Source organism: Enterobacter sp. DNB-S2, from assembly GCF_019443845.1.
Lineage (GTDB): Bacteria > Pseudomonadota > Gammaproteobacteria > Enterobacterales > Enterobacteriaceae > Enterobacter > Enterobacter asburiae_B.
Window position 1 is genome coordinate 2,769,838 of sequence record NZ_CP050520.1, and the last position, 25,974, is coordinate 2,795,811.

At 57.4% G+C, this 25,974-nt stretch carries 29 protein-coding genes; 15 read left to right on the forward strand and 14 right to left on the reverse strand.

The window, feature by feature from the left end:
* Position 1 precedes the first annotated feature (1 nt).
* The 6 genes from paaH to paaY all read left to right on the forward strand — a co-directional run bounded on the left by paaH (position 2) and on the right by paaY (position 6,093).
* Positions 2–1,426, forward strand: a complete 1,425-nt coding sequence (gene paaH, locus HB664_RS13195) for a 3-hydroxyacyl-CoA dehydrogenase PaaH (protein WP_219939585.1) — start codon at positions 2–4, stop codon at positions 1,424–1,426.
* Complete coding sequence (gene paaI, locus HB664_RS13200) at positions 1,416–1,844, forward strand: hydroxyphenylacetyl-CoA thioesterase PaaI (RefSeq protein ID WP_032657412.1); 429 nt, start codon at positions 1,416–1,418, stop codon at positions 1,842–1,844. The genes paaH and paaI overlap by 11 nt, the downstream gene beginning before the upstream one ends.
* On the forward strand, positions 1,837–3,042 hold the full coding sequence (gene pcaF, locus HB664_RS13205; RefSeq protein ID WP_219939586.1) for a 3-oxoadipyl-CoA thiolase: 1,206 nt from the start codon (positions 1,837–1,839) through the stop codon (positions 3,040–3,042). The genes paaI and pcaF overlap by 8 nt, the downstream gene beginning before the upstream one ends.
* 27 nt (positions 3,043–3,069) lie before the next feature.
* A complete protein-coding gene (gene paaK / locus HB664_RS13210; RefSeq protein WP_045888536.1) occupies positions 3,070–4,386 on the forward strand; it encodes a phenylacetate--CoA ligase PaaK in 1,317 nt (438 codons plus the stop codon).
* Between the two features lie 165 nt (positions 4,387–4,551).
* The gene (gene paaX / locus HB664_RS13215) at positions 4,552–5,487 is read left to right on the forward strand and encodes a phenylacetic acid degradation operon negative regulatory protein PaaX (RefSeq protein WP_033145431.1); all 936 of its coding nucleotides are present in this window, start codon (positions 4,552–4,554) and stop codon (positions 5,485–5,487) included.
* A gap of 9 nt (positions 5,488–5,496) precedes the next feature.
* Positions 5,497–6,093 (forward strand): phenylacetic acid degradation protein PaaY, encoded by a 597-nt coding sequence (gene paaY / locus HB664_RS13220; RefSeq protein ID WP_039262610.1) that lies wholly within the window; start codon positions 5,497–5,499, stop codon positions 6,091–6,093.
* Here the strand turns inward: paaY and HB664_RS13225 are convergent.
* Positions 6,002–7,273: a serine hydrolase gene (locus HB664_RS13225; RefSeq protein WP_219939587.1), complete on the reverse strand. Its 1,272-nt coding sequence runs from the start codon at positions 7,271–7,273 to the stop codon at positions 6,002–6,004. The genes paaY and HB664_RS13225 overlap by 92 nt on opposite strands.
* Before the next feature lie 138 nt (positions 7,274–7,411).
* Here HB664_RS13225 and HB664_RS13230 point away from each other — a divergent pair, with 138 nt between their 5' ends.
* The gene (locus HB664_RS13230) at positions 7,412–7,894 is read left to right on the forward strand and encodes a glutathione peroxidase (protein ID WP_219939588.1); all 483 of its coding nucleotides are present in this window, start codon (positions 7,412–7,414) and stop codon (positions 7,892–7,894) included.
* Positions 7,895–8,059: 165 nt separating this feature from the next.
* Here HB664_RS13230 and HB664_RS13235 read toward each other — a convergent pair whose 3' ends face one another.
* The 3 genes from HB664_RS13235 to HB664_RS13245 all read right to left on the reverse strand — a co-directional run bounded on the left by HB664_RS13235 (position 8,060) and on the right by HB664_RS13245 (position 10,489).
* Positions 8,060–8,566: an ATP-binding protein gene (locus HB664_RS13235; RefSeq protein WP_219939589.1), complete on the reverse strand. Its 507-nt coding sequence runs from the start codon at positions 8,564–8,566 to the stop codon at positions 8,060–8,062.
* Between the two features lie 242 nt (positions 8,567–8,808).
* A complete protein-coding gene (locus HB664_RS13240; protein WP_219939590.1) occupies positions 8,809–9,246 on the reverse strand; it encodes a VOC family protein in 438 nt (145 codons plus the stop codon).
* 82 nt (positions 9,247–9,328) lie between these two features.
* Positions 9,329–10,489, reverse strand: coding sequence for an MFS transporter (locus HB664_RS13245; RefSeq protein WP_219939591.1), 1,161 nt, complete (start codon positions 10,487–10,489; stop codon positions 9,329–9,331).
* Between the two features lie 128 nt (positions 10,490–10,617).
* Between HB664_RS13245 and HB664_RS13250 the strand changes: the two genes are divergently transcribed.
* A complete protein-coding gene (locus HB664_RS13250) occupies positions 10,618–11,154 on the forward strand; it encodes a MarR family winged helix-turn-helix transcriptional regulator (protein WP_033145438.1) in 537 nt (178 codons plus the stop codon).
* 24 nt (positions 11,155–11,178) lie between these two features.
* Positions 11,179–12,102, forward strand: a complete 924-nt coding sequence (locus tag HB664_RS13255; RefSeq protein WP_219939592.1) for a LysR substrate-binding domain-containing protein — start codon at positions 11,179–11,181, stop codon at positions 12,100–12,102.
* Between the two features lie 47 nt (positions 12,103–12,149).
* Here HB664_RS13255 and HB664_RS13260 read toward each other — a convergent pair whose 3' ends face one another.
* Positions 12,150–12,620, reverse strand: coding sequence for a hypothetical protein (locus tag HB664_RS13260; protein WP_219939593.1), 471 nt, complete (start codon positions 12,618–12,620; stop codon positions 12,150–12,152).
* 265 nt (positions 12,621–12,885) lie between these two features.
* On the opposite strand from HB664_RS13260, the gene HB664_RS13265 reads away from it, so the two are divergent.
* Positions 12,886–13,362, forward strand: coding sequence for a WbuC family cupin fold metalloprotein (locus tag HB664_RS13265; RefSeq protein ID WP_033145441.1), 477 nt, complete (start codon positions 12,886–12,888; stop codon positions 13,360–13,362).
* Between the two features lie 43 nt (positions 13,363–13,405).
* Complete coding sequence (locus tag HB664_RS13270; protein ID WP_048980816.1) at positions 13,406–13,708, forward strand: hypothetical protein; 303 nt, start codon at positions 13,406–13,408, stop codon at positions 13,706–13,708.
* A 129-nt stretch (positions 13,709–13,837) separates the two neighbouring features.
* On the opposite strand, the gene HB664_RS13275 is transcribed toward HB664_RS13270, so the two are convergent.
* From HB664_RS13275 to HB664_RS13300, 6 genes are all read right to left on the reverse strand, one after another.
* Positions 13,838–14,437: an NAD(P)H-dependent oxidoreductase gene (locus tag HB664_RS13275; RefSeq protein ID WP_219939594.1), complete on the reverse strand. Its 600-nt coding sequence runs from the start codon at positions 14,435–14,437 to the stop codon at positions 13,838–13,840.
* Between the two features lie 73 nt (positions 14,438–14,510).
* On the reverse strand, positions 14,511–15,104 hold the full coding sequence (locus HB664_RS13280; RefSeq protein ID WP_219939595.1) for a TetR/AcrR family transcriptional regulator: 594 nt from the start codon (positions 15,102–15,104) through the stop codon (positions 14,511–14,513).
* 43 nt (positions 15,105–15,147) lie between these two features.
* Positions 15,148–18,228 carry an efflux RND transporter permease subunit gene (locus HB664_RS13285; RefSeq protein WP_219939596.1) on the reverse strand — a complete coding sequence of 1,027 codons (3,081 nt, stop codon included), beginning with the start codon at positions 18,226–18,228 and terminating at the stop codon, positions 15,148–15,150.
* Positions 18,225–19,334: an efflux RND transporter periplasmic adaptor subunit gene (locus tag HB664_RS13290; RefSeq protein WP_219939597.1), complete on the reverse strand. Its 1,110-nt coding sequence runs from the start codon at positions 19,332–19,334 to the stop codon at positions 18,225–18,227. The genes HB664_RS13285 and HB664_RS13290 overlap by 4 nt, the downstream gene beginning before the upstream one ends.
* Before the next feature lie 74 nt (positions 19,335–19,408).
* Positions 19,409–20,023 (reverse strand): TetR/AcrR family transcriptional regulator, encoded by a 615-nt coding sequence (locus tag HB664_RS13295; RefSeq protein WP_087822516.1) that lies wholly within the window; start codon positions 20,021–20,023, stop codon positions 19,409–19,411.
* A gap of 208 nt (positions 20,024–20,231) precedes the next feature.
* Entirely contained in the window at positions 20,232–21,026 is a 795-nt protein-coding gene (locus HB664_RS13300) for an SDR family oxidoreductase (protein ID WP_219939598.1), read from the reverse strand.
* 129 nt (positions 21,027–21,155) lie between these two features.
* Between HB664_RS13300 and HB664_RS13305 the strand changes: the two genes are divergently transcribed.
* Entirely contained in the window at positions 21,156–21,491 is a 336-nt protein-coding gene (locus HB664_RS13305) for a MerR family DNA-binding protein (protein ID WP_241188627.1), read from the forward strand.
* A gap of 44 nt (positions 21,492–21,535) precedes the next feature.
* Here HB664_RS13305 and HB664_RS13310 read toward each other — a convergent pair whose 3' ends face one another.
* Both HB664_RS13310 and HB664_RS13315 read right to left on the reverse strand, forming a co-directional pair.
* On the reverse strand, positions 21,536–21,850 hold the full coding sequence (locus tag HB664_RS13310; RefSeq protein WP_094935234.1) for a PTS sugar transporter subunit IIB: 315 nt from the start codon (positions 21,848–21,850) through the stop codon (positions 21,536–21,538).
* Between the two features lie 113 nt (positions 21,851–21,963).
* A complete protein-coding gene (locus HB664_RS13315) occupies positions 21,964–22,875 on the reverse strand; it encodes a LysR family transcriptional regulator (protein ID WP_219939599.1) in 912 nt (303 codons plus the stop codon).
* Between the two features lie 99 nt (positions 22,876–22,974).
* On the opposite strand from HB664_RS13315, the gene HB664_RS13320 reads away from it, so the two are divergent.
* The 3 genes from HB664_RS13320 to HB664_RS13330 all read left to right on the forward strand — a co-directional run bounded on the left by HB664_RS13320 (position 22,975) and on the right by HB664_RS13330 (position 25,409).
* The gene (locus HB664_RS13320; RefSeq protein WP_219939600.1) at positions 22,975–24,090 is read left to right on the forward strand and encodes an alkene reductase; all 1,116 of its coding nucleotides are present in this window, start codon (positions 22,975–22,977) and stop codon (positions 24,088–24,090) included.
* Positions 24,087–24,806, forward strand: a complete 720-nt coding sequence (locus tag HB664_RS13325; protein ID WP_219939601.1) for an SDR family oxidoreductase — start codon at positions 24,087–24,089, stop codon at positions 24,804–24,806. The genes HB664_RS13320 and HB664_RS13325 overlap by 4 nt, the downstream gene beginning before the upstream one ends.
* A gap of 63 nt (positions 24,807–24,869) precedes the next feature.
* Complete coding sequence (locus tag HB664_RS13330; protein WP_069302782.1) at positions 24,870–25,409, forward strand: ester cyclase; 540 nt, start codon at positions 24,870–24,872, stop codon at positions 25,407–25,409.
* A 39-nt stretch (positions 25,410–25,448) separates the two neighbouring features.
* Here HB664_RS13330 and HB664_RS13335 read toward each other — a convergent pair whose 3' ends face one another.
* Positions 25,449–25,916, reverse strand: coding sequence for a DUF1348 family protein (locus HB664_RS13335; RefSeq protein WP_023311608.1), 468 nt, complete (start codon positions 25,914–25,916; stop codon positions 25,449–25,451).
* Positions 25,917–25,974: the final 58 nt, after the last annotated feature.

Sequence of the window (25,974 nt, forward strand, 5' to 3'; positions counted from 1 at the left end):
GATGCTGAACATACGGACTGTCGCCGTGATTGGCAGCGGCACCATGGGCGCAGGGATTGCCGAAGTCGCGGCAAGCCATGGGCATCAGGTGCTGATCTACGACATCTCCAGCGATGCGATATCGCGCGCCATCGACGGGATCCGCCAGCGTCTGGCCTCCCGGGTGACACGCGGAAAACTCTCCGCCGATGCCGGGAGCCAGATCCTCGCCCGGCTGCTTCCGGTCACCGATATCGAGGCGCTCGCCGCGGCCGATCTGGTCATAGAAGCGGCCTCCGAGCGTCTGGAGGTGAAAAAGGCGCTGTTTGCACAGCTGGCTGAGATCTGCCCGCCGCAGACAGTGCTGACCAGCAATACCTCTTCCATCTCCGTTACGGCGATTGCTGCGGACGTCCACCACCCGGAGCGCGTCGCAGGGCTGCACTTCTTCAACCCGGCGCCGGTGATGAAGCTGGTGGAGGTGGTCAGCGGGCTGGCAACCTCCCCGGAAGTGGCCGACGCGCTGTGCGAGCTGGCGCTGAACTGGGGCAAACAGCCCGTTCGCTGCCAGTCAACGCCGGGGTTCATCGTCAACCGCGTCGCGCGTCCGTTTTATTCCGAGGCCTGGCGCGCGCTGGAAGAGCAGGTCGCCCCGCCGGAGGTGATTGATGCTGCCCTGCGCGACGGCGGGGGTTTCCCGATGGGGCCGCTGGAGCTGACCGACATGATTGGTCAGGACGTGAATTTCGCGGTGACCTGCTCGGTGTTTAACGCCTTCTGGCAGGAGCGTCGTTTTCTGCCTTCTCTGGTGCAGCAGGAGCTGGTGCTGGCGGGAAGGCTGGGCAAAAAGAGCGGGAAGGGCGTCTACGACTGGCAGGGTGACAAACCCGACGTGCAGTGGGTGCCGGCCGTGAACGACAGCTACAGCCCGATGCGCGTGGAAAGAAGACGTGACGGTGTCACCGAAATTGATGAAGTGTACCTGATTGAAACGCAGGGCGAAACCGCTCAGGCGCTGGCGCTGCGGCTCAACGGCGCGGTGGTGGTGGTGGACCGCATTGAGCGCGACGTGGCGGTGATTGCGGCGGCGGCCAGCAACCCGCACACCGCGACGCAAAAGGCCATCCGCTACCTGCAGCAGCAGGGTAACCGGGTGGTGCAAATTGCCGATTATCCCGGCCTGCTGGTCTGGCGCACGCTGGCGATGATTGCCAACGAAGCGCTGGATGCCCTGCAAAAAGGGGTCGCCAGCGAGAAGGACATCGATACCGCTATGCGCCTGGGCGTGAACTACCCGAGCGGGCCGATCGCCTGGGGCGAGCGGCTGGGCTGGCAGCGCCTGCTGACGCTGCTGGAGAACCTGCAGCGTCATTACGGCGAAGAGCGCTACCGCCCCTGTTCACTGCTGCGCCAGCGCGCGCTTCTGGAGAGTAGCTATGAGTCATAACGCCTGGCATAACGCCCGCGCGATGTACGAACGGGACGCCTGCGCGCAGGCGATGGGGATGGACATTGTCGCCATGGACGAGGGCTACGCGGTGGTTACCATGACCATCACCCCGCAGATGCTTAACGGCCACCAAACCTGCCACGGCGGACAGCTTTTTTCGCTGGCAGACACCGCCTTTGCCTACGCCTGCAACAGCCAGGGGCTGGCGGCGGTAGCCTCAGGCTGCTCGATTGATTTTCTGCGTCCGGGCTTTGCCGGGGACACGCTCACCGCCACCGCGCGGGTGATGCATCAGGGCAAGCTGACCGGCGTGTACGACATTGAAATCCAGAACCAGCAACAGAAAACCGTCGCCCTTTTTCGCGGGAAATCTCACCGCATCGGCGGCAGCGTGACAGGAGAGGCAGATGCGTGAAGCATTTATTTGTGATGGCGTTCGAACCCCGGTGGGGCGCTACGGCGGCGCGCTTGCCGCAGTCCGAACCGACGATCTCGGTGCCGTGCCGCTGCGCGCGCTGCTGGCCCGCTATCCCCAGCTCGACCTCGAGCGGATCGACGACGTGATCTTCGGCTGCGCCAACCAGGCGGGGGAAGATAACCGCAACGTGGCGCGCATGTCGTCCCTGCTCGCCGGGCTGCCGCAGACGGTGTCCGGAACCACCATCAACCGCCTGTGCGGGTCGGGTCTGGACGCGATTGGGTTTGCTGCCCGCGCCATTAAGGCGGGCGATGGCGAGCTGCTGATTGCGGGCGGCGTGGAGTCGATGTCGCGCGCGCCGTTTGTGATGGGCAAAGCCACCGCCGCGTTTCAGCGTCAGGCGGAAATCTTTGATACCACCATCGGCTGGCGATTTGTGAATCCGCTCATGCATCAGCAATTCGGAACTGACAGTATGCCGGAAACGGCAGAGAATGTAGCTGAATTGTTAAATATCAGCCGTGCCGATCAGGACGCGTTCGCGCTGCGCAGCCAGCAGCGTACCGCGCAGGCGCAGCAGAACGGCATTCTGGCGCAGGAGATCGTGCCGGTACCGGTGCCGGGCAAAAAAGGGGCGGTCACTGAGTTCTGCGTGGATGAACATCCGCGCGCGGACACCACGCTCGAACAGCTCGCCGGGCTAAAAACGCCGTTTCGTAAGAACGGGGTGGTTACGGCGGGGAATGCCTCCGGCGTCAACGACGGCGCTGCGGCGCTGATCGTCGCCAGCGAGAAGATGGCGCTGGCGCAGGGATTGGTCCCGCGCACGCGGATCGTGGCGATGGCGACGGCGGGCGTGGAGCCTCGTCTGATGGGGCTCGGCCCGGTCCCTGCGACCCGCAAGGTGCTGGAACGCGCCGGACTCAGCATTAACGATATGGACGTTGTCGAGCTTAACGAAGCTTTCGCCTCGCAGGCGCTGGGCGTGCTGCGTCAGTTAGGCCTGCCGGATGATGCCGCGCACGTCAACCCGAACGGTGGCGCGATTGCGCTGGGCCACCCGCTGGGCATGAGCGGTGCCAGACTGGCGCTGGCCGCGAGCAACGAACTGCACCGACGCGGCGGGCGCTACGCGCTGTGTACGATGTGCATCGGTGTGGGTCAGGGCATTGCCATGATCCTTGAGCGTGTTTGAGCATAAAAACAATGTGAGTACCCTACAATGACAAATACAACAAAGCTTGATCCGATTGAAACGGCCTCCCTTGACGAGCTACAGGCGCTGCAGACCGAGCGTCTGAAATGGACGCTGCATCACGCCTACAACAACGTGCCGATGTACAAACGCAAGTTTGACGCGGCGGGCGTTCACCCTGACGATTTCAACGAGCTGGCGGATATCCGTAAATTCCCGTGCACCACCAAGCAGGACCTGCGGGATAACTATCCGTTCGATACCTTTGCCGTGCCGATGGAGCAGGTGGTGCGTATTCACGCCTCATCCGGCACCACCGGCAAACCGACCGTTGTCGGCTATACGCAGGGCGACATCGACAACTGGGCCAATCTGGTGGCCCGCTCCCTGCGCGCGGCGGGCGGCAGCGCGAAGGACAAAATTCACGTGGCGTATGGCTATGGCCTGTTTACCGGCGGGCTGGGGGCGCACTATGGCGCCGAGCGTTTAGGCGCGACGGTGATCCCGATGTCCGGCGGCCAGACGGAGAAACAGGCGCAGCTGATCCGTGATTTCCAGCCGGACATGATCATGGTGACGCCGTCCTACTGCCTCAACCTGATTGAGGAGCTGGAGCGCCAGATGGGCGGCGATGCCAGCGGCTGTTCCCTGCGCGTGGGCGTCTTCGGCGCCGAGCCGTGGACGCAGGCCATGCGTCGCGAAATCGAAAAACGCCTGGGCATTACGGCGCTGGACATTTATGGCCTTTCCGAGGTGATGGGGCCGGGCGTGGCGATGGAGTGTATCGAAACCGTCGACGGCCCGACCATCTGGGAAGATCACTTCTACCCGGAGATCGTCAACCCGAACGACGGCACGCCGCTGGATGACGGGCAGCAGGGCGAACTGCTGTTCACCACGCTGACCAAAGAGGCGCTGCCAGTGATCCGCTACCGCACCCGCGACCTGACGCGCCTGCTCCCGGCCACCGCGCGCAGCATGCGTCGTATGGACCGCATCAGCGGGCGCAGTGACGATATGCTGATCATCCGCGGCGTCAACGTCTTCCCGTCGCAGCTGGAAGAGGAGATCGTCAAGTTCGAACACCTTTCTCCGCACTATCAGCTGGAGGTGAACCGTCGCGGGCATCTTGATTCACTTTCCGTGAAGGTGGAGCTGAAAGAGAGCAGCTTAACCCTGACCCACGAGCAGCGCTGCCAGGTGTGCCACCAGCTGCGCCACCGCATTAAGTCGATGGTGGGGATTTCCACCGACGTAATGATTGTTAACTGCGGCAGCATCCCGCGCTCGGAGGGCAAAGCCTGCCGGGTGTTTGACTTGCGTAAAGCTGCGGCCAATGGCTAAGTTTTCCCTCACCCCGGCCCTCTCCCAAAGGGAGAGGGTGTAAACAGTTCCCTCTCCCAAAAGGAGAGGGTGTAAAAGTTCCCTCTCCCTTTGGGAGAGGGTTAGGGTGAGGGGCTATCCCAGAATCCTATGCTATGATTCATCCAGGACAAAAATAACAACAGAATGAATCACATGAATAAACTCGACGCCTTTATCCAGCACGCGGTCAGCTCCGTTCCCGTCAGCGGGACCTCGCTTATCTCCTCGTTATACGGTGACGCGCTTTCCCATCGCGGCGGTGAGATTTGGCTCGGTAGCCTGGCCGCCCTGCTGGAAGGCATGGGGTTTGGCGAGCGCTTCGTGCGCACCGCGCTGTTTCGCCTCAACAAAGAGGGCTGGCTGGACGTTTCCCGCATCGGGCGTCGCAGCTTTTACCGCCTGAGCGATAAGGGGCTTCGCCTGACGCGTCGCGCCGAGAATAAGATCTACCGTGCGGAACTGCCCGCCTGGGACGGCAAATGGCTGTTGCTGCTCTCGGAAGGTCTGGATAAAACCACCCTTGCCGACGTCAAAAAACAGCTGATCTGGCAGGGGTTTGGCACGCTGGCGCCGAGCCTGATGGCCTCGCCGTCGCAGCATCTGGCGGACGTGCAGTCCCTGCTTCACGATGCCGGCGTGGCGGAAAACGTGATTTTCTTTGAAGCCCACTCGCCGCTGGCGCTTTCCCGCGCCGCGCTGCGTTCGCGGGTGGAGGAGTGCTGGCAGCTAACCGAGCAAAACGCGATGTACGAGACGTTCATCGATTCATTCCGCCCGCTGCTGCCGCTGCTGAAAGAGGCCGCGCCGGAGGAGCTGACGCCGGAACGCTGTTTCCAGATCCAGCTGCTGCTGATTCACTTTTATCGTCGCGTGGTGCTGAAAGATCCGCTGCTGCCGGAAGAGTTGCTGCCCGCGCACTGGGCGGGGCAAAGCGCCCGACAGCTCTGCATTAACATCTATCAGCGTGTCGCGCCGGGGGCGCTGGCGTTTGTCAGCGAGAAGGGCGAAACCTCCGTGGGCGAGTTGCCCGTGCCCGGCACGCTCTACTATCAACGCTTTGGTGGTCTTACAAGCGCATAAGGAGTGAAGATGCCAGTTTATCAAATTGACGGTCTGACGCCGGTCGTGCCGGACGAGAGCTATGTTCACCCGACGGCGGTGCTGATTGGCGACGTGATTCTGGGCAAAGGCGTTTACGTCGGTCCTAACGCCAGCCTGCGCGGTGATTTTGGCCGTATCGTGGTGAAAGACGGTGCCAACATTCAGGATAACTGCGTGATGCACGGCTTCCCGGAGCAGGACACGGTGGTGGAAGAGGACGGGCATATCGGCCACAGCGCCATTCTCCACGGCTGCGTGATCCGCCGTAATGCGCTGGTGGGCATGAACGCGGTGGTGATGGACGGGGCGGTCATCGGTGAAAACAGCATCGTCGGCGCGGCGGCGTTCGTGAAGGCGAAAGCGGAGATGCCCGCTAACCATTTGATCATCGGCAGCCCGGCCAAAGCGATTCGCGAACTCAGCGAACAGGAGCTGGCGTGGAAGCAGCAGGGCACGCGGGAGTATCAGGTGCTGGTGGAGCGCTGCAAGCTAACTATGCACCAGGTGGAGCCGCTGCGAGAAGTTGAGCCTGACCGGAAACGACTGGCGTTTGATGAGAACTTAAAGCCGAAGTCGGCGGTGTAGGGCTCAGACCGTCTTTTTTCGCCATATCCATCAACAGCGCGATGCCGATGTAATTACTCCAGTTAAAGGTATTTTGCAGCACCACCACCGCATTGCCTTTTTCTTTGTCATAGCCGATAAAGCTGGAGTAGCCGCCGATATAGCCGACCTGATAGGTGATTTTTTCCAGACCGATAAAGTCGGTGGTCCAGGCAATACCCTGTACCCCGTCGGGACGTTGAATATCGGTATTTCTCACTTCGGCAAAGACATTGTCTAGCAGGGGACTGTGGGTCGTCGAGACGTGATAGCGGGCATAGGCCGCCAGATCTTCGGCGTTGCTGTACAAGCTCGCTGCCGCCACCATGTTGTTGGAAAAATGCCAGTCCGGGGTGAGCTGCCCGCGCGGGATGAATTTCGGCTGATCGCCCGCGTGGCCGAGCGCCCGCTGCGGGTAGCCTTTGAGCTGCTGGGGTATAAAGCTGCTGTTAGCCATTTGCAGCGGACGGAAAATATAGCGCGAGGCTAAACTCTGGATATCTTCGCCGGTCTTGTGCTTCAGGATATAGCCGATCAGGGCGTAGCCGGTATTGGAATATTGCGGCACTTTATTCTTTGGCGCCCGCCAGTCGGCGAGGTAGCGCAGCACGTTATCGCTGTCCAGCTCGCTATAGAAATTTTCGCCCGTGCTTAAATAGCCGATGAATTTCCCAAGCATCGGAACATCCATATTCTGACGCGGCAGGCCGGAGGTGTGGGTTACCAGTTCAAGCAGGGTGATTTTTTGTGCATCCGCGCTAAGCGGCGTCCCCGGCGGTAGCAATGTCGCCAGGTTATCGTTCCAGTTCAGTTGCCCTTCATTCACCAGACAAGCCACCACTTCTGCCGTGATCCCTTTACTGAGCGAGCCGAGCGCAAACAGGGTGTCGGGCCTGACCGGATAGCGATTGACCGCATCGGTTACGCCCCATGTGTAAAACTGCGGCGAGCCGTGATTATGGATCACCGCGACCGTCATCCCGGGAACGGATTTTTGCGCCATATAGTGACGCACCACGCTGTCAACGTCGCCATCCAGCGAATCATGGGTGAGAAGTTCCTGAGTACCTTCCGGGGAGGACATCTGTGAGAGCGTGCCACAACCGCTGAGGAGTGGGAGAGTAAGCAGAAGCCAGCGAATTTTTTTTGTTATGTTCTGCATACCTGATAGCGAGTGTGGGGGTCATTGGCGCGCCAGGAATGTATCACAAATAGCCTGCCTGAATGTAAACTTTCTAAACGGCGGCGGCCCTGTTGATGGTCACCGTGAATTTTTCGGCCAGCCTTGAGGGATTTCAGTATGACTCGCTTTTATCAACTTACCGCCACCCGCCTGGATGGCCGCCTTATCTCAATGGCCGACTATGCGGGAAGGGTGGTTTTGGTCGTCAATACCGCCAGCCAGTGTGGCTTTACGCCGCAATATGCTGGCCTTGAAGCACTATACAAGAAATACGCCGATCAAGGACTAGTAGTGCTGGGCTTCCCCTGCAACCAGTTCGGTAAACAGGAACCCGGCGGCGCCGACGAAATCTCGAAAACCTGTCACATCAACTACGGCGTGAGCTTCCCGATGTTTGAGAAGCTGGAGGTTAACGGCAATGCGGCGCACCCGCTGTTTCGTTATCTGAAAAACGAATTGCCCGGCGTGCTGGGAGGGCGGATCAAGTGGAACTTTACTAAGTTTCTGATCGGCCGCGACGGTAAACCACTCAAGCGTTTTGCACCGATGACCACGCCAGAGAAAATGGAGAGGGCGATTGTGGAGGCTTTGGGGAGGTGAGAGTTTTGGTGAATGGAATTAACCATGAGTCGGGCACTTCCGGAATACCCGATGTCCGCTTTGTGCCAGGAGCGGACTTTTAGTTCGCTGTAGTACCATTTATAACCGTATGAGATGGAAAATAATGAAGCCGCCAACTGGCGGCTTTTGTGCAGGAAGGTAAATTTAGCTGTATTCGATAATATCAAACCCGTCATCAGCCGTTGGCTCTTCGAAATAGCGCGTTATGATGTCAAATTGTTGATCTGAGGCAGAAAATTCATGCACGCCTTCTGCATTACGGGCGCGCAAGCGGGATTTACATACTTCATCAGAAACTTTCAGATAGTGCAGCTGATTACTGGCACCTGACTCCTTAATAATGCTCATCATCCATTCACGATTTGTTTGTGTGTTTGCCGGGAAATCAAGAACCACTGATAAACCAGCTTTGAGTAGTGACACCAGATGAGGCTTCATGGCATTTCTTAGTCTTAATGAATACTGCACATAATCAGATATGGATTGCATTTCATTGGTAAAGAGGGCAGCCAGCCAGCGATCCTCGCTGACAATTACAGTCCCAGGTGATGATCCTAATTTTGCTGACAATGTGGATTTTCCGGATGCAATTTTTCCACATAACAAGTGCAAGACAGGTTTTTCAGGCGTCGTTACTGCATTTGTGTCCATTCTTACCTCACTGGATTGTTACCGGTAAGGCCCGCCTTACCGGCGGGAAAATGGCGAACGTTATCCCACCTGAGTCAAACAGGTGATAATAATCATTGAATAGGTTAGGACTGAGTGTGTTTTCATCGTCATTCAACTTAACAGAAATAGACTCACAACGTTGGTGTAAATAGCATAAGGGTACGCCCACTGTTCGCTCAAAGCAGGCGTTTCCCACCACAATGCTGCTTTCCAAAACCCCATTATCCCCGCAGCCACGGCGTAATCGTCAGCCCGGTAAGCAAGCCTTCCGGGCTGAGCAGGCGAGTGACGGTTTGCCCCCACGGTTCCAAACGGTTAGCCACCAGCATCCGATAGCCTTTTTCGCTCAGAACGCGGGTAGCCGAGTCCAAATCCTGTACCTCATACTCAACCCATCCCTGCGGTATCGGGTGCTCAACTGGCCACTGTTCTTCTCCAAAACAGGACGTTGCCGCCTGTGCGAGCGGCCAGACGGCGAAATGCTTCACGCCTTCCAGCTGGCCCTCTTCAGTGAGCAGATAATCGGTATTCCCCTCCATCGGCTTAAGCGGAAGGCCGAGTGTCTGGACATAAAACGCGGTGCTGGACTCCGTATCCCGCGAAATGGGCCCGAACCCGGCGACGAACAAGACATCAATTTCCGGTAACGTCTGCGACATATCCACTCCTGAATGAGGTGAAATTCACCCTGAATTTATCTTACGATCGGCGGAAATACGACTCTCAAAACTGGTATCGCGTTCACCGTGCCTGCACGTCCACGACGGGATTAAAATTTAGCGCGATAACGATCAGCAGCACGACTCCCGCACTCATGATCAGCCATGCGCTGGTCAGCGAGACCGAACTGTCGCGAACGATCCCCGCAATTAACGGCATAAGCGCGGCGATCGTGTATCCGCCTCCCTGAACTTTAGACAGCAACTTCCCGGCCTGCGCGGGCGTTCGCGCATGATCGAACGTGACGATGAGCGACAGCGGGAAGAGGGCGCCGATCCCGGTGCCAAGCAGCAACGTGGATAATACAGGCGTCGTACCCGGCGCAAAGACCAGACACAGTAATCCTGCCAGCAGCAACAGCAATACGGCGATCAGCGGCACGCGGCGGTCGGGGAATTTACCGATCAGCGCGGAGACGGCAAACCCGGCGACAACCTCGGTTAACGTCAGCCAGGCCAGCATGTAGCCGCTGCTGCGTGCGGACCATCCCGCCTGAATATAGAGCGGGGGCAGCCAGGCCAATACCAGCGTGTAGGCTCCCGTTCCCACGCCGAAAAAGAGCAGCAGTAGCCCTGTACGGGAGGACGAGAGCGTAACGGTTTCGCGTGCTGTTTTTTCCTCCTGAGGATGCTTAACCAGGGTTAACCACAGTATCAGCGCCAGCAGCGCTAACAGCCCGGCCATTGCCAGCGCGGGCTTCAGCGTGAGCCATGAAAACAACGGCTCGGCGCTGGCGGCGGCGATTGCCGCTCCTGCCATAATGCCCGTGCTGAAAAGCGACATTACCGTGCTGGACGTTTGCGTATATTCCTTTTTAATCAGGGCAGGCATTAACGCCTGGATCGTGCCTATGCTGGCCCCGCCCAGTAGCGCGGTGCCCATAAGACTCTCCGGTGAGGCACTAAAACCGCGCAGCAAACAGGCCGCAAGCAGGATAAAGAGCCCAAACATAATTCCCCGTACGGCGCCGACTCGGGCTAAAAGCCAGGGGCCACACAGGGCGGCAAGCCCCATCATCGCGACCGGCAGGGTGGTCAGCAGGCTGAATTGCGTAGCGGTCAGCCCCGCTTCGCGCTGCAGCACGGAAAACAGCGGTCCGACAGAAGCCAGAATGGGGCGCAGGTTCAGCCCGACGATAAAAGCGATAACGGCGAAGAGTAAAGGCGACGTGCGTTTCAACATGGAGTCCTTTTCGGTTGTGAATGGCCCGGGCAAATCGCACGAGCATTTATCTTAACGTTAAGATAAAATGCATTTTTGCGTAAGATGTACCGCACAACAGGATAAATTCGTATGCCTCAGGGGTGAAAATGCAAGACCACGTAGACTTCGTTGTCGGCCAGTGGAGCCGCGCCATGCCGGAGCTGGACGCCTCGTCGATGAAAATTTTTGGCCGAATGCTCCGGCTGATGAAGCATCTGGGAAAAGAATGGGCGCAGGCGATGGCGCAGTTTGGTTTTCGCGAGGGCGAGTTTGACGTGCTCGCCACGCTGCGTCGCGCCGGTGAGCCGTACTGCCTTTCCCCCACGCAGCTCTATAAATCGCTGTTGGTAACCTCAGGGGCGATGACGAACCGGCTCAGCCATCTCGAACAGCTTGGGCTTATCAGGCGAATTGCCGATCCGGATGACAAGCGCAGCACCCTCGTAAGCCTGACGCCGCACGGGCAGGAGCGCATCGAACAGGCGCTGATCGTCCATACACAAACGCAAAATGCGCTGCTGAGCAACTTGTCTGACGCGCAGCGCGCGCAGCTTGAGTCCCTGCTCAGGGAGCTGCTGATGACGTTCCCGTCTGAGGACCTGAGCGACAAGTCACCGAGTGCCGATAATACAAAAACTGCATAGCTAAACCTCACAGAAAGGGAATGTATGTCTTTACCACCACTGTATGCGCTGCGCGCTTTTGAAGTTGCCGCGCGGCTGAACTCCTTCAGCAAAGCGGCTGAAGCACTGAATATCACGCCGGGCGCGGTCAGCAGGCATGTCCGGACGCTTGAACAGTGGTTCGACTGTGAGCTCTTTAAACGCCAGGGGCCGCGAGTGGAGGTCAGTGATGCCGGACGTATTCTGGCCGGACAGCTCAGCGAAAGTTTCTCGAATATTGAGTGGGCCTGTCGCGCATTCAGAAGCGAAAACCACCTTCTGCGCCTCAAAGCCCCCAGCACCCTGACGATGCGGTGGCTGCTGAATGTGCTTAAATCCTTTCGCGAGAACCACGCGAAGCCAAAAATTGAAATTGCCAGCGTCTGGATGGACTTCGACACCGTTGACTTCAGCCGTGAGCCCTACGATTGTGCGATCCTGCTCGGTAATGGCTATTTCGGCGAGTCAACGGAAAGCCGGCTGCTCTTCAGTGAATGGCTCATTCCGGTTTGTACCCCGTCGCTGCTTGAGTCTACCCGGCATCAGCTCCCAGAGTGCGATCTTATCCATCCCTCTCCGGACAGACGGGACTGGAAGCGATGGCTGAAAAGAACCGGGTCATTCCCCGGGCTCGACGTGAGTCGTGGAATAGTGTTCGACACCCTGGAGCAGGGAAGCCTGGCCGCCATGCACGGTCACGGCGTAGCGATGGCCGACCTCCGCCTCACGCTCGACGCGCTGAAAAGCGGCCTGCTCGCGCTGCCCTTCAGGGAAGCTATCGCAACCGGCGATGGCTACTACCTCGTCTGGCCGAAAAATTCGCTCAGAAGACAGAGTATTGAACGGTTGCTGGCGTGGCTTAACCTTAATGCGCCGGTACTGCCTTCGTTGGATATCGTCTGTCTTGATTACAACGAAAAGCGGGTTTAGTAAATAGCGGAATATTTAGTGAAGGATATTCCGCATATAGAACATATTTATGCGTAGGGAATATTTGCCATATCTTTATATCGCTCCGGCAGGGCGCTGTTCAGGTTGAGTAATTTATCCAGAATATAAAGCGCAGGCGTTCCCTTTGCTCGCTCGGCGTCGATCAGCGCAGTGCGTAACAGATTGGCAGCCGAGGTCATGTCACGGAAATACTCCTGCGATTCACGCGTCTGAGCTTCGCCTGACGCGGCGTAACGCACCTTTGGCCAGTCCGCAAAGTCCAGCAGCGGAAGGATCCCACCCTCTTTTGGTAAATGCGCTGAGAGCAACTCTTCGGCGTTACCCGGATTGCCTTGGGCGAAAGCCAAAAGATGCAGTCGATGGATGAAGGGCGATAGCGCTTCTGAGCTTTCCTTTTCTGCTGAAAGTAACGTTATCAACTCATGCACATTTGTTTGGGCGCTAAATTTATGAGGCGAGATAATATTCAATACAGGGAATAAAACATCGAGTGTCATAGGTGCTCCATACAGGCTTAGTATTATTTATTTTTCTATCCCAGGGGTGAATGGATGGTATTTCAGGTGCGTCACTTTTTAAAAACGATAAATAGTGGGAATCAATGTGAGTTTTACTCAACGTTGCGCTTTGGGGGCGATCGCGCGCATCCTCACGCTGCAGCGATTTGTTTCACAAATGCCATCGCTCATCGACCGTCCAGAATGGTATAACGTCGTGCGGCTAAAGGGTTGCCGTCCGCTGACTCCATTCACAAAGGTGTATATGAAACAAATTACGTTCAGTGACCTGCAGCAACAAAGCGAGCAGGCTGCCAATTCTCCTCGCTTACGCGCGCACCGCAATTTACATCCCGAGCTGAGCGACCCGGTGCAGCGCCTGGCTATCGCGATGGAGCCTGGGACCTATGTTCGCCCTCATCGCCACCCGCACACGTTTGAACTGCTGACGGCTCTGAGCGGTCGCTTTCTGGTGTTGAATTTTGATGACGGCGGTAACGTGACCCAGCGCGTGGTGTTAGGTGAAGACTGCAAAGTGCTGGAGATGGATGCCGGTACCTGGCATGCCGTGCTGTCGCTGGATAAAGGCGGCGTCATTTTCGAGGTAAAACACGGCGGCTATCAGCCTGTTCCGGAGCACGATACCGCCCAATGGTCACCGGCTGAGAACGCGCCCGGTTGCGCGGAGCTGATGAAATGGTACGCCCAGGCGCAGGTGGGTGACGGGGGTTTTACCCTGTAAACCGGTGAATTTTGATAAAAATAATCACAAAAAGGATGTGCGTATGTTGAAAAGATTAGTCGCGGGGCAGATGAGCTTACCGATGACTTTCTGGGGATGGGGATTCTGCGGAGGTTTTCTGCTGGGTCTCATTGGGCTTGCTGGAGTGCATACCGGTCACCCGGCAATGGTTCCGCTTTCCTATATCCTTAAAGCCATTCTGTTCTGTGCTGTACTTTCCGGCATTACTTTCATTCTGCGTCGAAAAATCACAGTCTTGGGTGGGGTCGCTTTTTTTATTATTCTGATTCAGGTGATTATGAGCGTAGTGATGGCGATTGGCCTTTTCTCGTTATTTTTTGAATAATCGCTGGAAAGAGAGTTCCGGTTAGCCAGCAGGATTAAAAGATCGCCCCTGACGGTGGTAGGTGATAACGAGACACGCGCTTCCTTCTGGCGAAGGAGGCGCGCCTTTGCTGTGACTGGATAGCCGGGATTATTTAAGACTCTCTAGCCCCTGCAGGAAATCCTCTACCTGCTCAGGCGTCGCCGTGTCTGCCTGGTAAAGGATATCGAGCTTAACGTTCTTCAACCCGCAGAAGCCAAACACGCCTTCGATTATCTGCGTCTGAATCGCCGTCGAATAGCCGTGTTTGTCGAATCCGGTGAGATCGCTGCCGCCTGTGGCAATCAGGCGGACGGGAACGTCGCGTAAGCTGCCCACAATCCGGCCATCGTCGGCCACCTTATACGCCCAGTTCAGGGTTAATACGCGATCGAACCAGCCTTTCAACAGCGCGGGGATCGACCACCAGTACACGGGGAAGACAAACACCAGCATATCCGCTCGCTCGACGCGCTGCTGCTCGCGCAGAATATCGTCGGGAAGGGCGCTCGGATCGCCGTGATACAAATCGAGATCGGCGCGGGTCATCCCCGGATTAAACCCTTCAGCATGCAGATCGGCGATCTCAACCTGCGTACCTTGCTCGCGTAATTTTCCGGCAATACGGGCTGCCAGCGAATGGGATAACGAATTGTCGACAGGATGAGCCGTCACGATCAGTGCGTTATTAATGGCATTTGTAGCAGACATAGCGACCTCGAATGGGTGAGAACTGACGCCTATATTACTATTGGTAACTTAGGTGTCAATCCGCCCCCAGCGATCATTTTGTGCTATTCACGTAGGTCTCCAGCACGCCGGTCATGGCGCCGCTGAGCGTATCTTCCGCCACGTTCCGGGCGAGCACGCCGTTGACCGCGGCGGTGCTGAGCGCGTCCGCCGCGCCAATGATGGCCGTCAGTACCGCTTCTCCCTGAACGCCTTTCAGCGCGACGAACGGGGAAAGCGCGGTACGCAGGCAGTCGGCGCATTCGGCCACGCATGCCTCACGAAACGTCTGCAGCGCGTGGGATCCGGACAGCGCTGCGGCAATTGGCCCGGTTTCAGGTCCGGCACTAATGGCGCAGTCAATATAGGCGGCGCTGAAAAAGCGGATCGTCTTCTCCAGCGTTTTGCTGTCGACCGCCAGCGTCTCGCGGAACTTCGCCAGCTGCCGGTCGCTATAATCCTGGTACAGCGCCATCAGCAGCCCTTCACGATCGCCAAAGTGATCGTAGGGGATAGGCTTGGTCACGTTGGCCCGCTCGGCCAGGTAGCCAAGAGTTAGGGCCTCCGTGCCTTGCTGACGAACGATTCCGCGCGCAACCTCCAGCAGCTGCACGCGGCGGTCCTCTTTTCTTAAGCGCTTAACAACCATGCTTTCCTCAGAAGTGTTATCTACTCATGGTAGTTTACACGTTTTATGCAGGGTGCTGCACCCGTTGTTCCGCAGGACGGATCCGGAACCATATCGCATACATCGCGGGCAGGAAGACGAGCGTGACGATCGTCCCGCCCAGCGTTCCGCCTATCAGCGTGTAAGCCAGCGTGCCCCAGAACACCGAATGCGTCAGGGGAATAAACGCCAGCACGGCGGCCATGGCGGTCAGCAAGACGGGGCGTGCGCGCTGGACCGTCGCTTCAACCACCGCCTGGAACGGCTCGAGGCCCTGCTTCTGGTTATGATCGATTTGACCGATCAGGATCAGCGTATTGCGCATCAGAATGCCGGAAAGGGCGATTAAGCCGACCAGCGCGTTGATGCCAAACGGCTGATTGAAAATCAACAGCACGGGCACTACGCCAATCAGCCCCAGCGGCGCGGTTAAGAACACCATCACCATCGCCGAGATTGAGCGCACCTGCAAAATGATGATCAGCAGCGTCAGGGCAATCATGATAGGGAACAGCGGAATCATGGCCTGCGTGGCTTTGCCCGATTCCTCAATCGAACCCGCCATGTCGATACGGTATCCGGCCGGCAGCGCATCAACAATCGGATTGAGCTGCTTCATGATAGCGACCGACACATCCGGTGGCTGAAGATGGTTAGCGATATCGCCCCGCACGGTAATCGTCGGGGTGCGATCGCGACGGCGCAGGATCGGATCTTCCATACCGATCTCAATCTTGCCGATTTGAGACAGCGGAACGCGCTGTCCCGCATTGCCGACAAGGGTGAAACCCTCGATTTTGGCCGGGTCAAGACGGATATCTCCCGCCGCGCGGCCAATGACCTCTACCGAGCGAATATCCTCCCGCACGGAGGTGACGGGAACGCCTGAGAGCAGAAACTGAAGCTGATTAGCAACGGCACTGGAGGTCAAGCCGGTCGCCTGCAGGCGGTTTTGATCGAGGGTGAAATGCAGGACAGGAACGCGTGAGCCCCAGTCGGTGTTGACGGTTCTCATCATCGGGCTCGCCTGGAGCACGGCTTTCACCCTGTCAGCGATGCCATGCACCTGTTCGACATCCGGCCCCGACACGCGCCAGGCAACCGGGAAGGGCGAGTACGGGCCAAACACCAGCTGCGTTACCCGTACGCGGGCTTCGGGGGCAAGGCCGTTGGCGACAGCTTCTCTCAGCCGGAGCTTAAGCGCCTCGCGCGACGTCTCGCTGTCCGTCAGGATCACGATTTTCGCAAAAGACGGGTCGGGCAGTTCTGGCGCCATCGCCAGATAAAAACGGGGTGAACCCTGACCAATATAGGCCGTGACAATTTTGGCTTCAGGCTGCTGGCCCAGCCACGCTTCGATTTTTGCCGCTGCGGCGCTGGTTTGCTCAATCGAGGTACCGTAGGGCATTTGCACCTCAACCAGTACTTCCGGGCGGTCGGAGGTTGGGAAAAATTGTTTTTTTACCAGGCCCATGCCGAGCACGGCCACGATGAAAATGGCGACCACCGAGCCGGCCACCCGCCATTTTCTGGCGATAACGCGGGCAAGCAGCTGGCGAAAACGGTTATAGCGAGGCGTGTTATAGATGACGGCATGACCCCCTTCGACTTTCGGGATCGCCGGCAGGATCTTCACCCCAAGATAGGGCGTGAACACCACCGCGACAAACCACGAGGCAATCAGAGCGAGGCCGACGATCCAGAACATATTGCTGGTGTATTCCCCTGCGGTCGACTGGGCAAAACCATTCGGCATAAAGCCAATGGCCGTCACCAGGGTACCGGCCAGCATGGGCGCGGCGGTATGGCTCCAGGCGAAGGCCGAGGCTTTGATTCTGTCGTAACCTTCCTCCATTTTTACCACCATCATTTCGATGGCGATGATGGCATCATCAACCAGCAGGCCGAGGGCGAGGATCAGGGAGCCCAGCGTAACGCGGTCAAAGTTTATCCCCGCGGCTTCCATCACCACGAAAACGACAGCCAGCGTCAGCGGTACCGCCGCCGCAACGACAACACCCACGCGCCAGCCCATGCTGACAAAACACACCACCATGACCACAAGCAGGGCGACGAAGAATTTGATCATGAACTCATCGACCGACGAGCGAATATTCACGGACTGGTCGGTAACTTTGGTCAGGGACATGCCAAGCGGCAGGCTATCATTTATTTTTGCCGTTTCCGCATCCAGCGCTTTCCCCAGCGCCAGACCGTTCCAGCCTTCACGCATCACGATGCCCAGCAGAAGGGCGGGCTCATGCTGATTGCGTATCAGCATCGTCGGGGGATCTTCGTAGCCTCGCTCAACCGTTGCCACATCGGACAGCTTGAGCGTTTTGCCCTGAGCCACAAAAGGCGTATCGCGGATTTTCTGCAGTTCATCGAACGCGCCGTCCAGGCGGATAAAAATCTGCGCGCCTCGGGTCTCAATGGAGCCCGCCGCGGCTAAAGCGTTCTGGCTGTTGAGGGCGTTGAAAATGTCCTGGGGTGAGAGCCCTATCGTCGCCAGACGGTCGTGGGAGAAGGAGATGTAAATCCGCTCGGCCTGTTCGCCGATAATGTTCACTTTCTTCACGCCGGGAACGTGCAGAAGCTGCTGGCGCAGGCCTTCGGCATCGCGTACCAGCTGCCGCTGCGGTTCGCCTTTCGCTTTCAGGGCAAAGAGGGCAAAGGTGACATCCGAGAATTCGTCATTGATCATCGGGCCGATGACGCCCGCCGGAAGACGCTGAGATTCATCTCCAAGCTTCTTCCGCGCCTGATAGAACTCCTCCTGCACTTCGGCTGGCGGAGTCTTGTCCTGCAATGACAACGTGATAAACGCCATGCCGGGGCGGGTATAGGTTTCGGTACGGTCGTACCATTTGAGTTCCTGCAGGCGCTTTTCCAGCGGCTCGGCGACCTGATCCTGAATTTCCTGCGCGGTCGCGCCCGGCCAGACGGTTATCACCGTCATTTGCTTTACCGTGAAGGGCGGATCTTCCGCCCGCCCGAGCCCAAAGAAGGCGTAAATTCCGGCAATCGTGACCAGAACGATCAGAAACAGCGTGACGGAACGTTCGCGGACGGCCAGCGCCGACAGGTTAAAGCGGCTTCCGCTCATGGTGTGTTCTCCGCCAGGGCGGCATTGCGCTGCTTAGCAAGCCTGACGACCTCACCTTCGTGCAGAAGATGGGCACCTAACGCAACAATCTTCTCACCGGGCTTCACGCCGCCCGTGACCTGCGCCGCATCTTCACCCACGCTCAGCACCCTGACGGGCGTCCATGCAACCTTTGCCGGCTGGGCGGAAATACGCCAGACGCCGGGACCTTTTCCTGCATCATAGAGTGAAGCCAGCGGGACCTGCATGACCTGACCTTCCGCTTTATTGTCCTGAATGTTCAGCGTGACGGTCGCCCCCAGCGGCGCGTTCGCCAGCAGGCCATCCAGCACGTAGCGGGCTTCATACGTGCGGGTCGCGGCATCGGCCGAATCAGACAGCAGGCGCAGCGTTGCGGTGACCGGATGTTTTTCATTGCCATACAGCGTGGCCTGCGCTTCGCTGCCGACGGCAGGGCGCAGGGTTTCCGGAAGCTGGACGAGCGCTTCACGCTGTCCCGCTCTGGCGAGCCTGATCGCCACCTGTCCGGCACTGACGACCTGGCCCGGCTCGGCGAGCGTCTCCATGACCACGCCGTCTGAATCCGCCAGCAGCACGGCATAGCCCGTGGCGTTTTGCGCCACGCTGGCCTGCGCCCGGGCGGCGCTGAGATCGGCCCTGGCCGTATCGGCCGCCGCTTTGATCTGGTCATACTCCGAGGCAGACACCGCGCCGGACGCCACAAGACCGCGATAGCGCGCCTCATCGCTGGTGGCTTTTCGCGCGCGCGCCTGGGCCGCATCCACCGCGCGCTGCTGCGCCTGAGCCTGTAACTTCAGGTCAACCGGATCCAGGCGCAGCAGGGGCTGGCCCTGTTTGACGGTCTGGCCCGTATCGACCAGTCGCTCAAGGATTTTTCCCTGAACTCTGAAGCCTAAATCGCTTTGCGTTCTTGCGACCACCACGCCCGTGAAGGCGCGGGCGGTATTGTTCGCAAGCTCGACGGAGGCGGATCTGACGAGCGGTGGCTTGGTGCGCGGATCGTCACTCGCTGAAATATCGCCGCAGGCCACCAGGGCAAACGGCAGGAGACAAACGGCAACGTGGGCTGAAGTGAGCCTGAGCATGGGAAACCTTTTTGACGTAACAGGACGGTATCCGCATTCTCTGACTAGTGACCAAAATTGTCAATGGTCACAAATTAGGGGGCCAGGCTTCTTAAAATCAGTGAAGAGAGAAGCACCGCCGCGGTGGGGGCCATTTCGAGGTTGTACTGCAGCTGAACGGGGTTAATGTAAGGGCACATCACCATGTAGACGGCACAGGTGACTTCATCCAGCGGCGTTTTTCTTTCAAACTCGCCGGCCTGCCTGCCTTCGATAATGATGCTCTCAATCAGCTTCATCAGGCTTTCGCTGTACTTTTGCGTGGAAGGCCACTGCTCCTGCGCGGCGACGGCGGCGATGTCGTATAGCTTACGGTCGTGGAAAAACAGCTCGCTTCCCGCCTCGGTGAGCGCTTTGAAAAGGCGGCGTAATTTTTCGCTTGCCGACGGCGCATCCTCGATGGCGGATAGTACTGCCGCCATGATCAGCTCCAGGCGGTTAGCGCAGATCACCTCGCCGATTGCCTGTTTGGAATCGAAAAACTTATAAATGTAGGACTTTGAAAAACCAATGGATTTAGCCAGTTCGGCGACGGTGGTTTTTTCATAGCCGTAGTGGCCGAAGTGCTCAAAAGCCGCTTCGACGATTTGCTCTCTGACAGCGTGATCAAGGGGACCACGTGATGATGGGGGATTCATATTTTTAGTCATTATTTAAGCTTAGCGTGACGGGCTACGATTAACAACGAGTGACCATTTTGAGATTTGGTTACCGTCATTCATCATGCGCCGTTCAGACGGGACGATCAACCAGATGCGGTAAGTGTATCACTGTTTTTCGTGCACTATGGCATCTCTCTGCCTGCGATAAGCGAGGATTTCAGCGCAACTCCCTTGCGCTGAACAGAGCCGTTTTTGCTTAGGCCGAGCGCGGACGCAATATTTTTTCAACGATAAGCACCAGACGCCTGCGCGTCACGAACCGGTGTAGCTGCCCCAGAAGCCAGTTACCGCATCCGGTAATCAGGTAGTTACGGTTACTCTCCACGGCCTTCAACGCCAGGGTGACCACCTTGTCAGCGGGCATTCGTTTACCGACCGAGGCTTCCTCAGCATTCACCACATCAAAAAAGGCCGTATCCGTTGCGCCGGGGCAAAGCGCCAGGACGCGGATGCCCTTTGAGCGATACTCTCCCCACAGCGCGTTCGAAAACGAGAGCAGGAAGGCTTTGGTTGCGCCATAAATCGCCATAAAGGGATCCGGCTGCATCGCGGCCGTTGAGGCAACGTTAATAATTACCCCGGAGCCCTGCTGCAGCATTCCCGGCAGCAAGGCGTGAGTCAGCTCCACGGGGGCCATGCAGTTTACGTTTATCTCATCACGCTGCCTGTCGATGGACAGCTTTTCGAATGGCCCGTAGGTGGCGAAGCCGGCGCAATTGATCAGAATGTCGGGGACGCGTCTTAAGGTTTCAAGCCGTTCCACAATGTGGGGAATGGCTTCCGGCTTCACTAAATCCTGCACGATAATCGTGATGGAGACGCCGTGCTTTCTGACTAACTCTACGGCAAGCGCCTGCAGCTTTGGCTCGCTGCGGGCGACCAGGATCAAGGCCACGCCGCGGGCGGCGAGCTGCCGGGCAAAATCACGGCCTATGCCCGACGACGCTCCGGTAATCAGCGCTGTTTTACCTGTATAATCAAAAGAATTCATATGTTTAATCTCGTTTCCCTAATGTATGCTGCACAGCATAAACCGTGCACTTAGGTACACGGTCAAGCGTGATTTTTACAAGGTGAGGGCGACGCGATGCGAATTGGTGAACTGTGTGCGAAAACGGGATTGTCGAAAGAGACGGTGCGTTACTATGAGCGACAGGGGCTGTTAGAGAATATCCCGCAACCCAATCGCAGCAATAACTATAAAGTCTATTCCGCCGTCGATTTACAGCGTTTAAACATGATCAAGCATGCCAAAATGCTGGGTTTTACCTTAGCTGAAATTTCAGAGGTTTTGGCTGTCTGGGTTGACGACAAATTTACCGCTGAGCAAAAACAGGCGTCTCTGCGCCACAAGCTGCAGCAGCTTGAAGAGAAAGAAGCGGCGTTAATTGAACTCAGAGCCAGGTTGAAAAACGCCCTTAATAAGGTCGGTCAGCCTTGTGTCGACACGTTTTGATCGCCGGGTGAGAGGAGGCCGCAAAACCGATGCGGCCTTATCTGTCAGGCAGCCAGTTCAGGCATCTGCTCCTTCACGAAATTCAATACTTTCCTCGCGTCGAGAGAGGCATAGGGCAGGCTCTCAATAATGGCGAGTGAACGCGTATTGCCCACCGTTTCTTTTATCTCATCGAGTTTGTACTGAATGTGCGGCGCGATGAGGAAACCATCGAAAGCGGGAGCGACGCTGGCGAAGTTATCCAGCCCAACAGCGCTAATCATCAGCGGATAGCCTTCGCGTTCTGCCAGAGACTGCATTTTTTTGGCGAGAGAGTTTGCGGTATTACCAAACAAACAACAGATCAGAAGCTTTTTCATATTTTGTACCTCCTGAAAACCGCACACAGAGTAGTCCTGAGGTTGTCACCGAAATGCGCGCCATCTCTTATTTTGGCGAGAAATTAACCGCAGATGCCTGACGCGATTTAATTTTACTGTTTTTTTAGCCAGTCGAGAAAAAACTGGCTAAACGCCGTGACCTGAAGCGGCTGCAGTTTGCGCTGGGGGTAAACAAGCTGCAGGCCGACATCTTTGCGATCGTATCGGCTAAAGCCGGTGAAGCTGTCGGCAAACAGTACCGTGAGCCTTCCGGTTTCAACATCGTCTTTGACGTCCCACCACGATTTCCCCGCGATGCCAGCTCCGCTGAGTGCCCACTGACGAAGCAAAGCCCCGTCGTCGCACACCATGGCTGGCTCTACGCGAACGACGCTTTCATCGCCATCTTTTTCAAAGCGCCATTCGTTCATCACCACGCCCTGAGACTCAAGCGCCAGGCACCGGTGCTGAGCTAAATCGGCAAACGTGGCGGGGATGCCGCGTTCGTTAAGATACTCCCCGGAGGCGACCAGCACCCGATGGTTCGGGCGGATGTTTCTGACGACAAGGCTGCTGTCCGGCAGGTTGCCAAAACGCACGCTCATATCCAGCCGGTTAGCGACCAGATCCTCAACGTGTTCTCTTAACGAGATGAAAAATTTAACGTCGGGATGGCGTCGGGAGAATTCCACGACGGTGGGGCTAAGATACTGTCTGCCAAAGTCCGAGGGCGCAGAAAGGCGAATGTTGCCGCTGAGCACGCCTTCCTTTTGCGTCAGTAACGACTCGGCGTGATGCACCTCTTCCAGCACGCGCAGCGCGGCATGGTAAAACTCTTCCCCGGCGCGGGTCAGCGTGATGGATCGCGTTGAGCGGTGAAACAGGCGCGTCTGGTAACGCTCCTCAATCGCCTTCAGCCTGGCCGTCATGGTGGCGGGGGAAAGCGACAGGCGTCGCCCGGCGGCAGAAAGACCGCCGGCCTCGGCAACTTCCACCAGTAACGCCATGTCTTCGAGTTTACCCATTATTCATATATTCCGAAAAGTGAATCTGATTTTAGCGTAATTATCAAAATCAGATGCCGACTGTAAAGTGATTTCATCCAAACCATAAGGGATGAAAACATGCAACGTACCTCACTTTTTGAACGCTACAGGCTGGGTCAGCAAGACCTGAAAAACCGTATCGTCATGGCGCCGATGACCCGCGCGCGCTCCCTTCAGCCGGGAAATATTCCCTCGGCGCTGATGGCGGAGTATTACCGGCAGCGGGCCAGCGCCGGATTAATCATCACGGAAGCCACGCAGATTTCGCCTCAGGGCCAGGGATACTCCTGGACGCCCGGCATCCATTTGCCTGAGCAGGTTTCAGGATGGCAGCTCACCACGGGCGCCGTGCATCAGGCGGGCGGGGTGATTTTTTCGCAGCTCTGGCACGTCGGGCGAATGTCGCACGCCAGTTTTCATCAGGATGGTCAGCCCGTCGCCCCATCAGCGCTGGCGCCGGACGCGCAGGTGTGGGTGGTGAATGAAAAGGGGGAAGGCCAAATGGTTGACTGTCCGCAGCCGAGAACCCTCTCGCGCAAGGACATCCTCAGCATCATCGCGGACTATCGTCAGGCGGCACTGAATGCCGTTCAGGCCGGGTTTGACGGCGTGGAGGTTCACGGCGGAAACGGCTATCTGATCGACCAGTTTCTGCGGCAAACCTCCAACAAACGCACGGACGAGTACGGCGGCACGCTGGCGAACCGGATCCGCTTTGCTCAGGAGGTGCTAAGCGCCATTGCCGAGGCCATTGGCCGCGAGCGTACGGGCATTCGCCTTTCCCCGTTTATTACCCAGCGCGGGATGAACGATCCGCAGGTGACGGAAGCCATACTCGCTCTCGCGGCCTGGTGTGAACAAGAAGGGATTGCGTTCATCCACCTGGCGGAAGCCGACTGGGACGATGCGCCGCAGGTACCTGAGCCGTTCCGGCAATCGCTTCGCGAGACGTTTAGCGGAACCCTTATCGTCGCGGGGAACTATGACCTTCAAAAAGCGGAAAAGATCCTTGCTGCCGGCTATGCCGATTTGATTGCCTTCGGACGGCCGTTTATTGCCAACCCGGATTTACCCCACCGTCTGGCGCACCAGCTGCCTCTGGCCCAGGTGCGCGATCCCGCCACGCTGTTTGGCGGCACCGCGACGGGATATACCGATTACCCCATTTACACCCTGCAGGAGAAGACGTTATGACCCGTAAAACCTTAATTATCGGCGGCGCTTCCGGCATCGGTTTCGCCGTGGGCAGCCTGCTTGCCGGGCGCGGTGAGGAGATTATTCTCGCGGGCCGCGACGGCGCGAAGCTGGACGCTGCGCGGCAACGGCTGAGCGCCCACGCCGCGTCTGTTCATACCCTCGTGCTGGATATCAGTCGTGAGGCAGAGCTTGTCGCACTCGGTGAAACGTTGGGTGAGGTCAATAATATCGTCGTTACGGCGGGTTCACAGGCACCGGGAGGGCTTCTTTCCGGGCTGGATCTCCGCGCGGCAAGGCTGGCTTTTGATACAAAATTCTGGGGAAGCATCAATGTCGCCCGCTATCTCTGCGGGAACATCGCCCCCGGCGGTACGCTGACGTTCACCAGCGGGTTCGTGGCGCGTCGCACCGTGGCGGGCGCCATTGTTAAAACGACGATGAATGCCGCCATCGAGGCCGCGACAAAAGTGCTGGCGAAAGAGCTTTCACCGCTGCGCGTCAACGTCGTGAGTCCGGGGCTGACCGACACGGAAGCGTATGCGGGCATGGACGCCGCCGCGCGGGAAAAAATGCTCGCTGCCGCGGCGGAAACCCTGCCAGCCAAAGCCTGGGGAAGGGCGGAGAACGTCGCGCAAGGATATCTTTTCGCCATTGATAATCCCTTTGTCACGGGGTCGGTCATTGATATTGAAGGCGGGGCGTTAATTAACTGACCCTTTCTGATTTGAACCGCAGGAAATCGTCTGCGGGAATGTAATACTCTATTGAGAGATATCATGAAATATTCGACGTATTTTCATTCGGCGGTAGCGATGGTTATTTTTGCAGGTCTGTCGGGCAATGCGATTTCCGCGCAGGGGGAATGGCTGCAGCCGAAACAGCTTATAGTGGACAACAGCCTGCCGCAGGCGCAATTAAAGGTGAATGAAGCCGTTGCCAGAGAATATGCTTCATTCTGGAACACGGGTAATGAAACCCTGGCGCGTGATGCCCTGGCGGCAGGTTTTATTGATAAAACGCCTCCGAAAGGGCGTAGGCAGGGGCCGGAAGGCGCTATTTTAGCGTCCCGCGCGTTTCGCGCAGCCGTGCCTGATTTGCGCTGTGACGTTGAGCAAATGATTATTTCAGGCGATCGCGTGGTTTCGCATTTACATTTTCACGGCACGTTCACCGGAACATTTGGCAAGCTGAAAGGACAGGGGCAGAAAATAGATTTCATCGCCACGGATCTTTATAAGATTGCTGACGGTAAAATTGTGGCTAACTGGCATATTGAGGACAACCTGACGCTGATGAAACAGCTGGGCGCGCTGTAAATTCATCACTCCGGGGCGGCCCGGAGTGATGCAAAAATCCTATAAGCCAAGATCGCTCAGCGAAGGGTGATCGTCCGGGCGTCTGCCCAGCGGCCAGTGGAACAGACGCTCAGAGGCTTTGATCGGCATATCGTTTACGCAGGCAAAGCGGCGCTTCATCAGCCCGTCCGGCTCAAACTCCCAGTTTTCATTGCCGTAAGAGCGGAACCAGTTGCCGGAATCATCATGCCATTCATAGGCATAGCGCACCGCGATCCGGTTCTCCGTAAATGCCCAGAGCTCTTTAATCAGACGATAGTCCAGCTCTTTTTTCCATTTCCGCTCCAGAAACGCCTGGGCTTCTTCACGATTGGTGGCGAACTCTGCGCGGTTACGCCATTGGGTATCCAGCGTATAGGCAAGCGCGACTTTCGCCGGGTCGCGGCTGTTCCAGCCATCTTCTGCCAGTCTGACTTTTTCGATGGCGCTTTCACGAGTGAAGGGCGGTAAAGGAGGACGTGTGTTCATGGCGATTACCTCAGCGTTATATTATGTAGACAGGTCTGTCTACTTGCGGTAATCTATG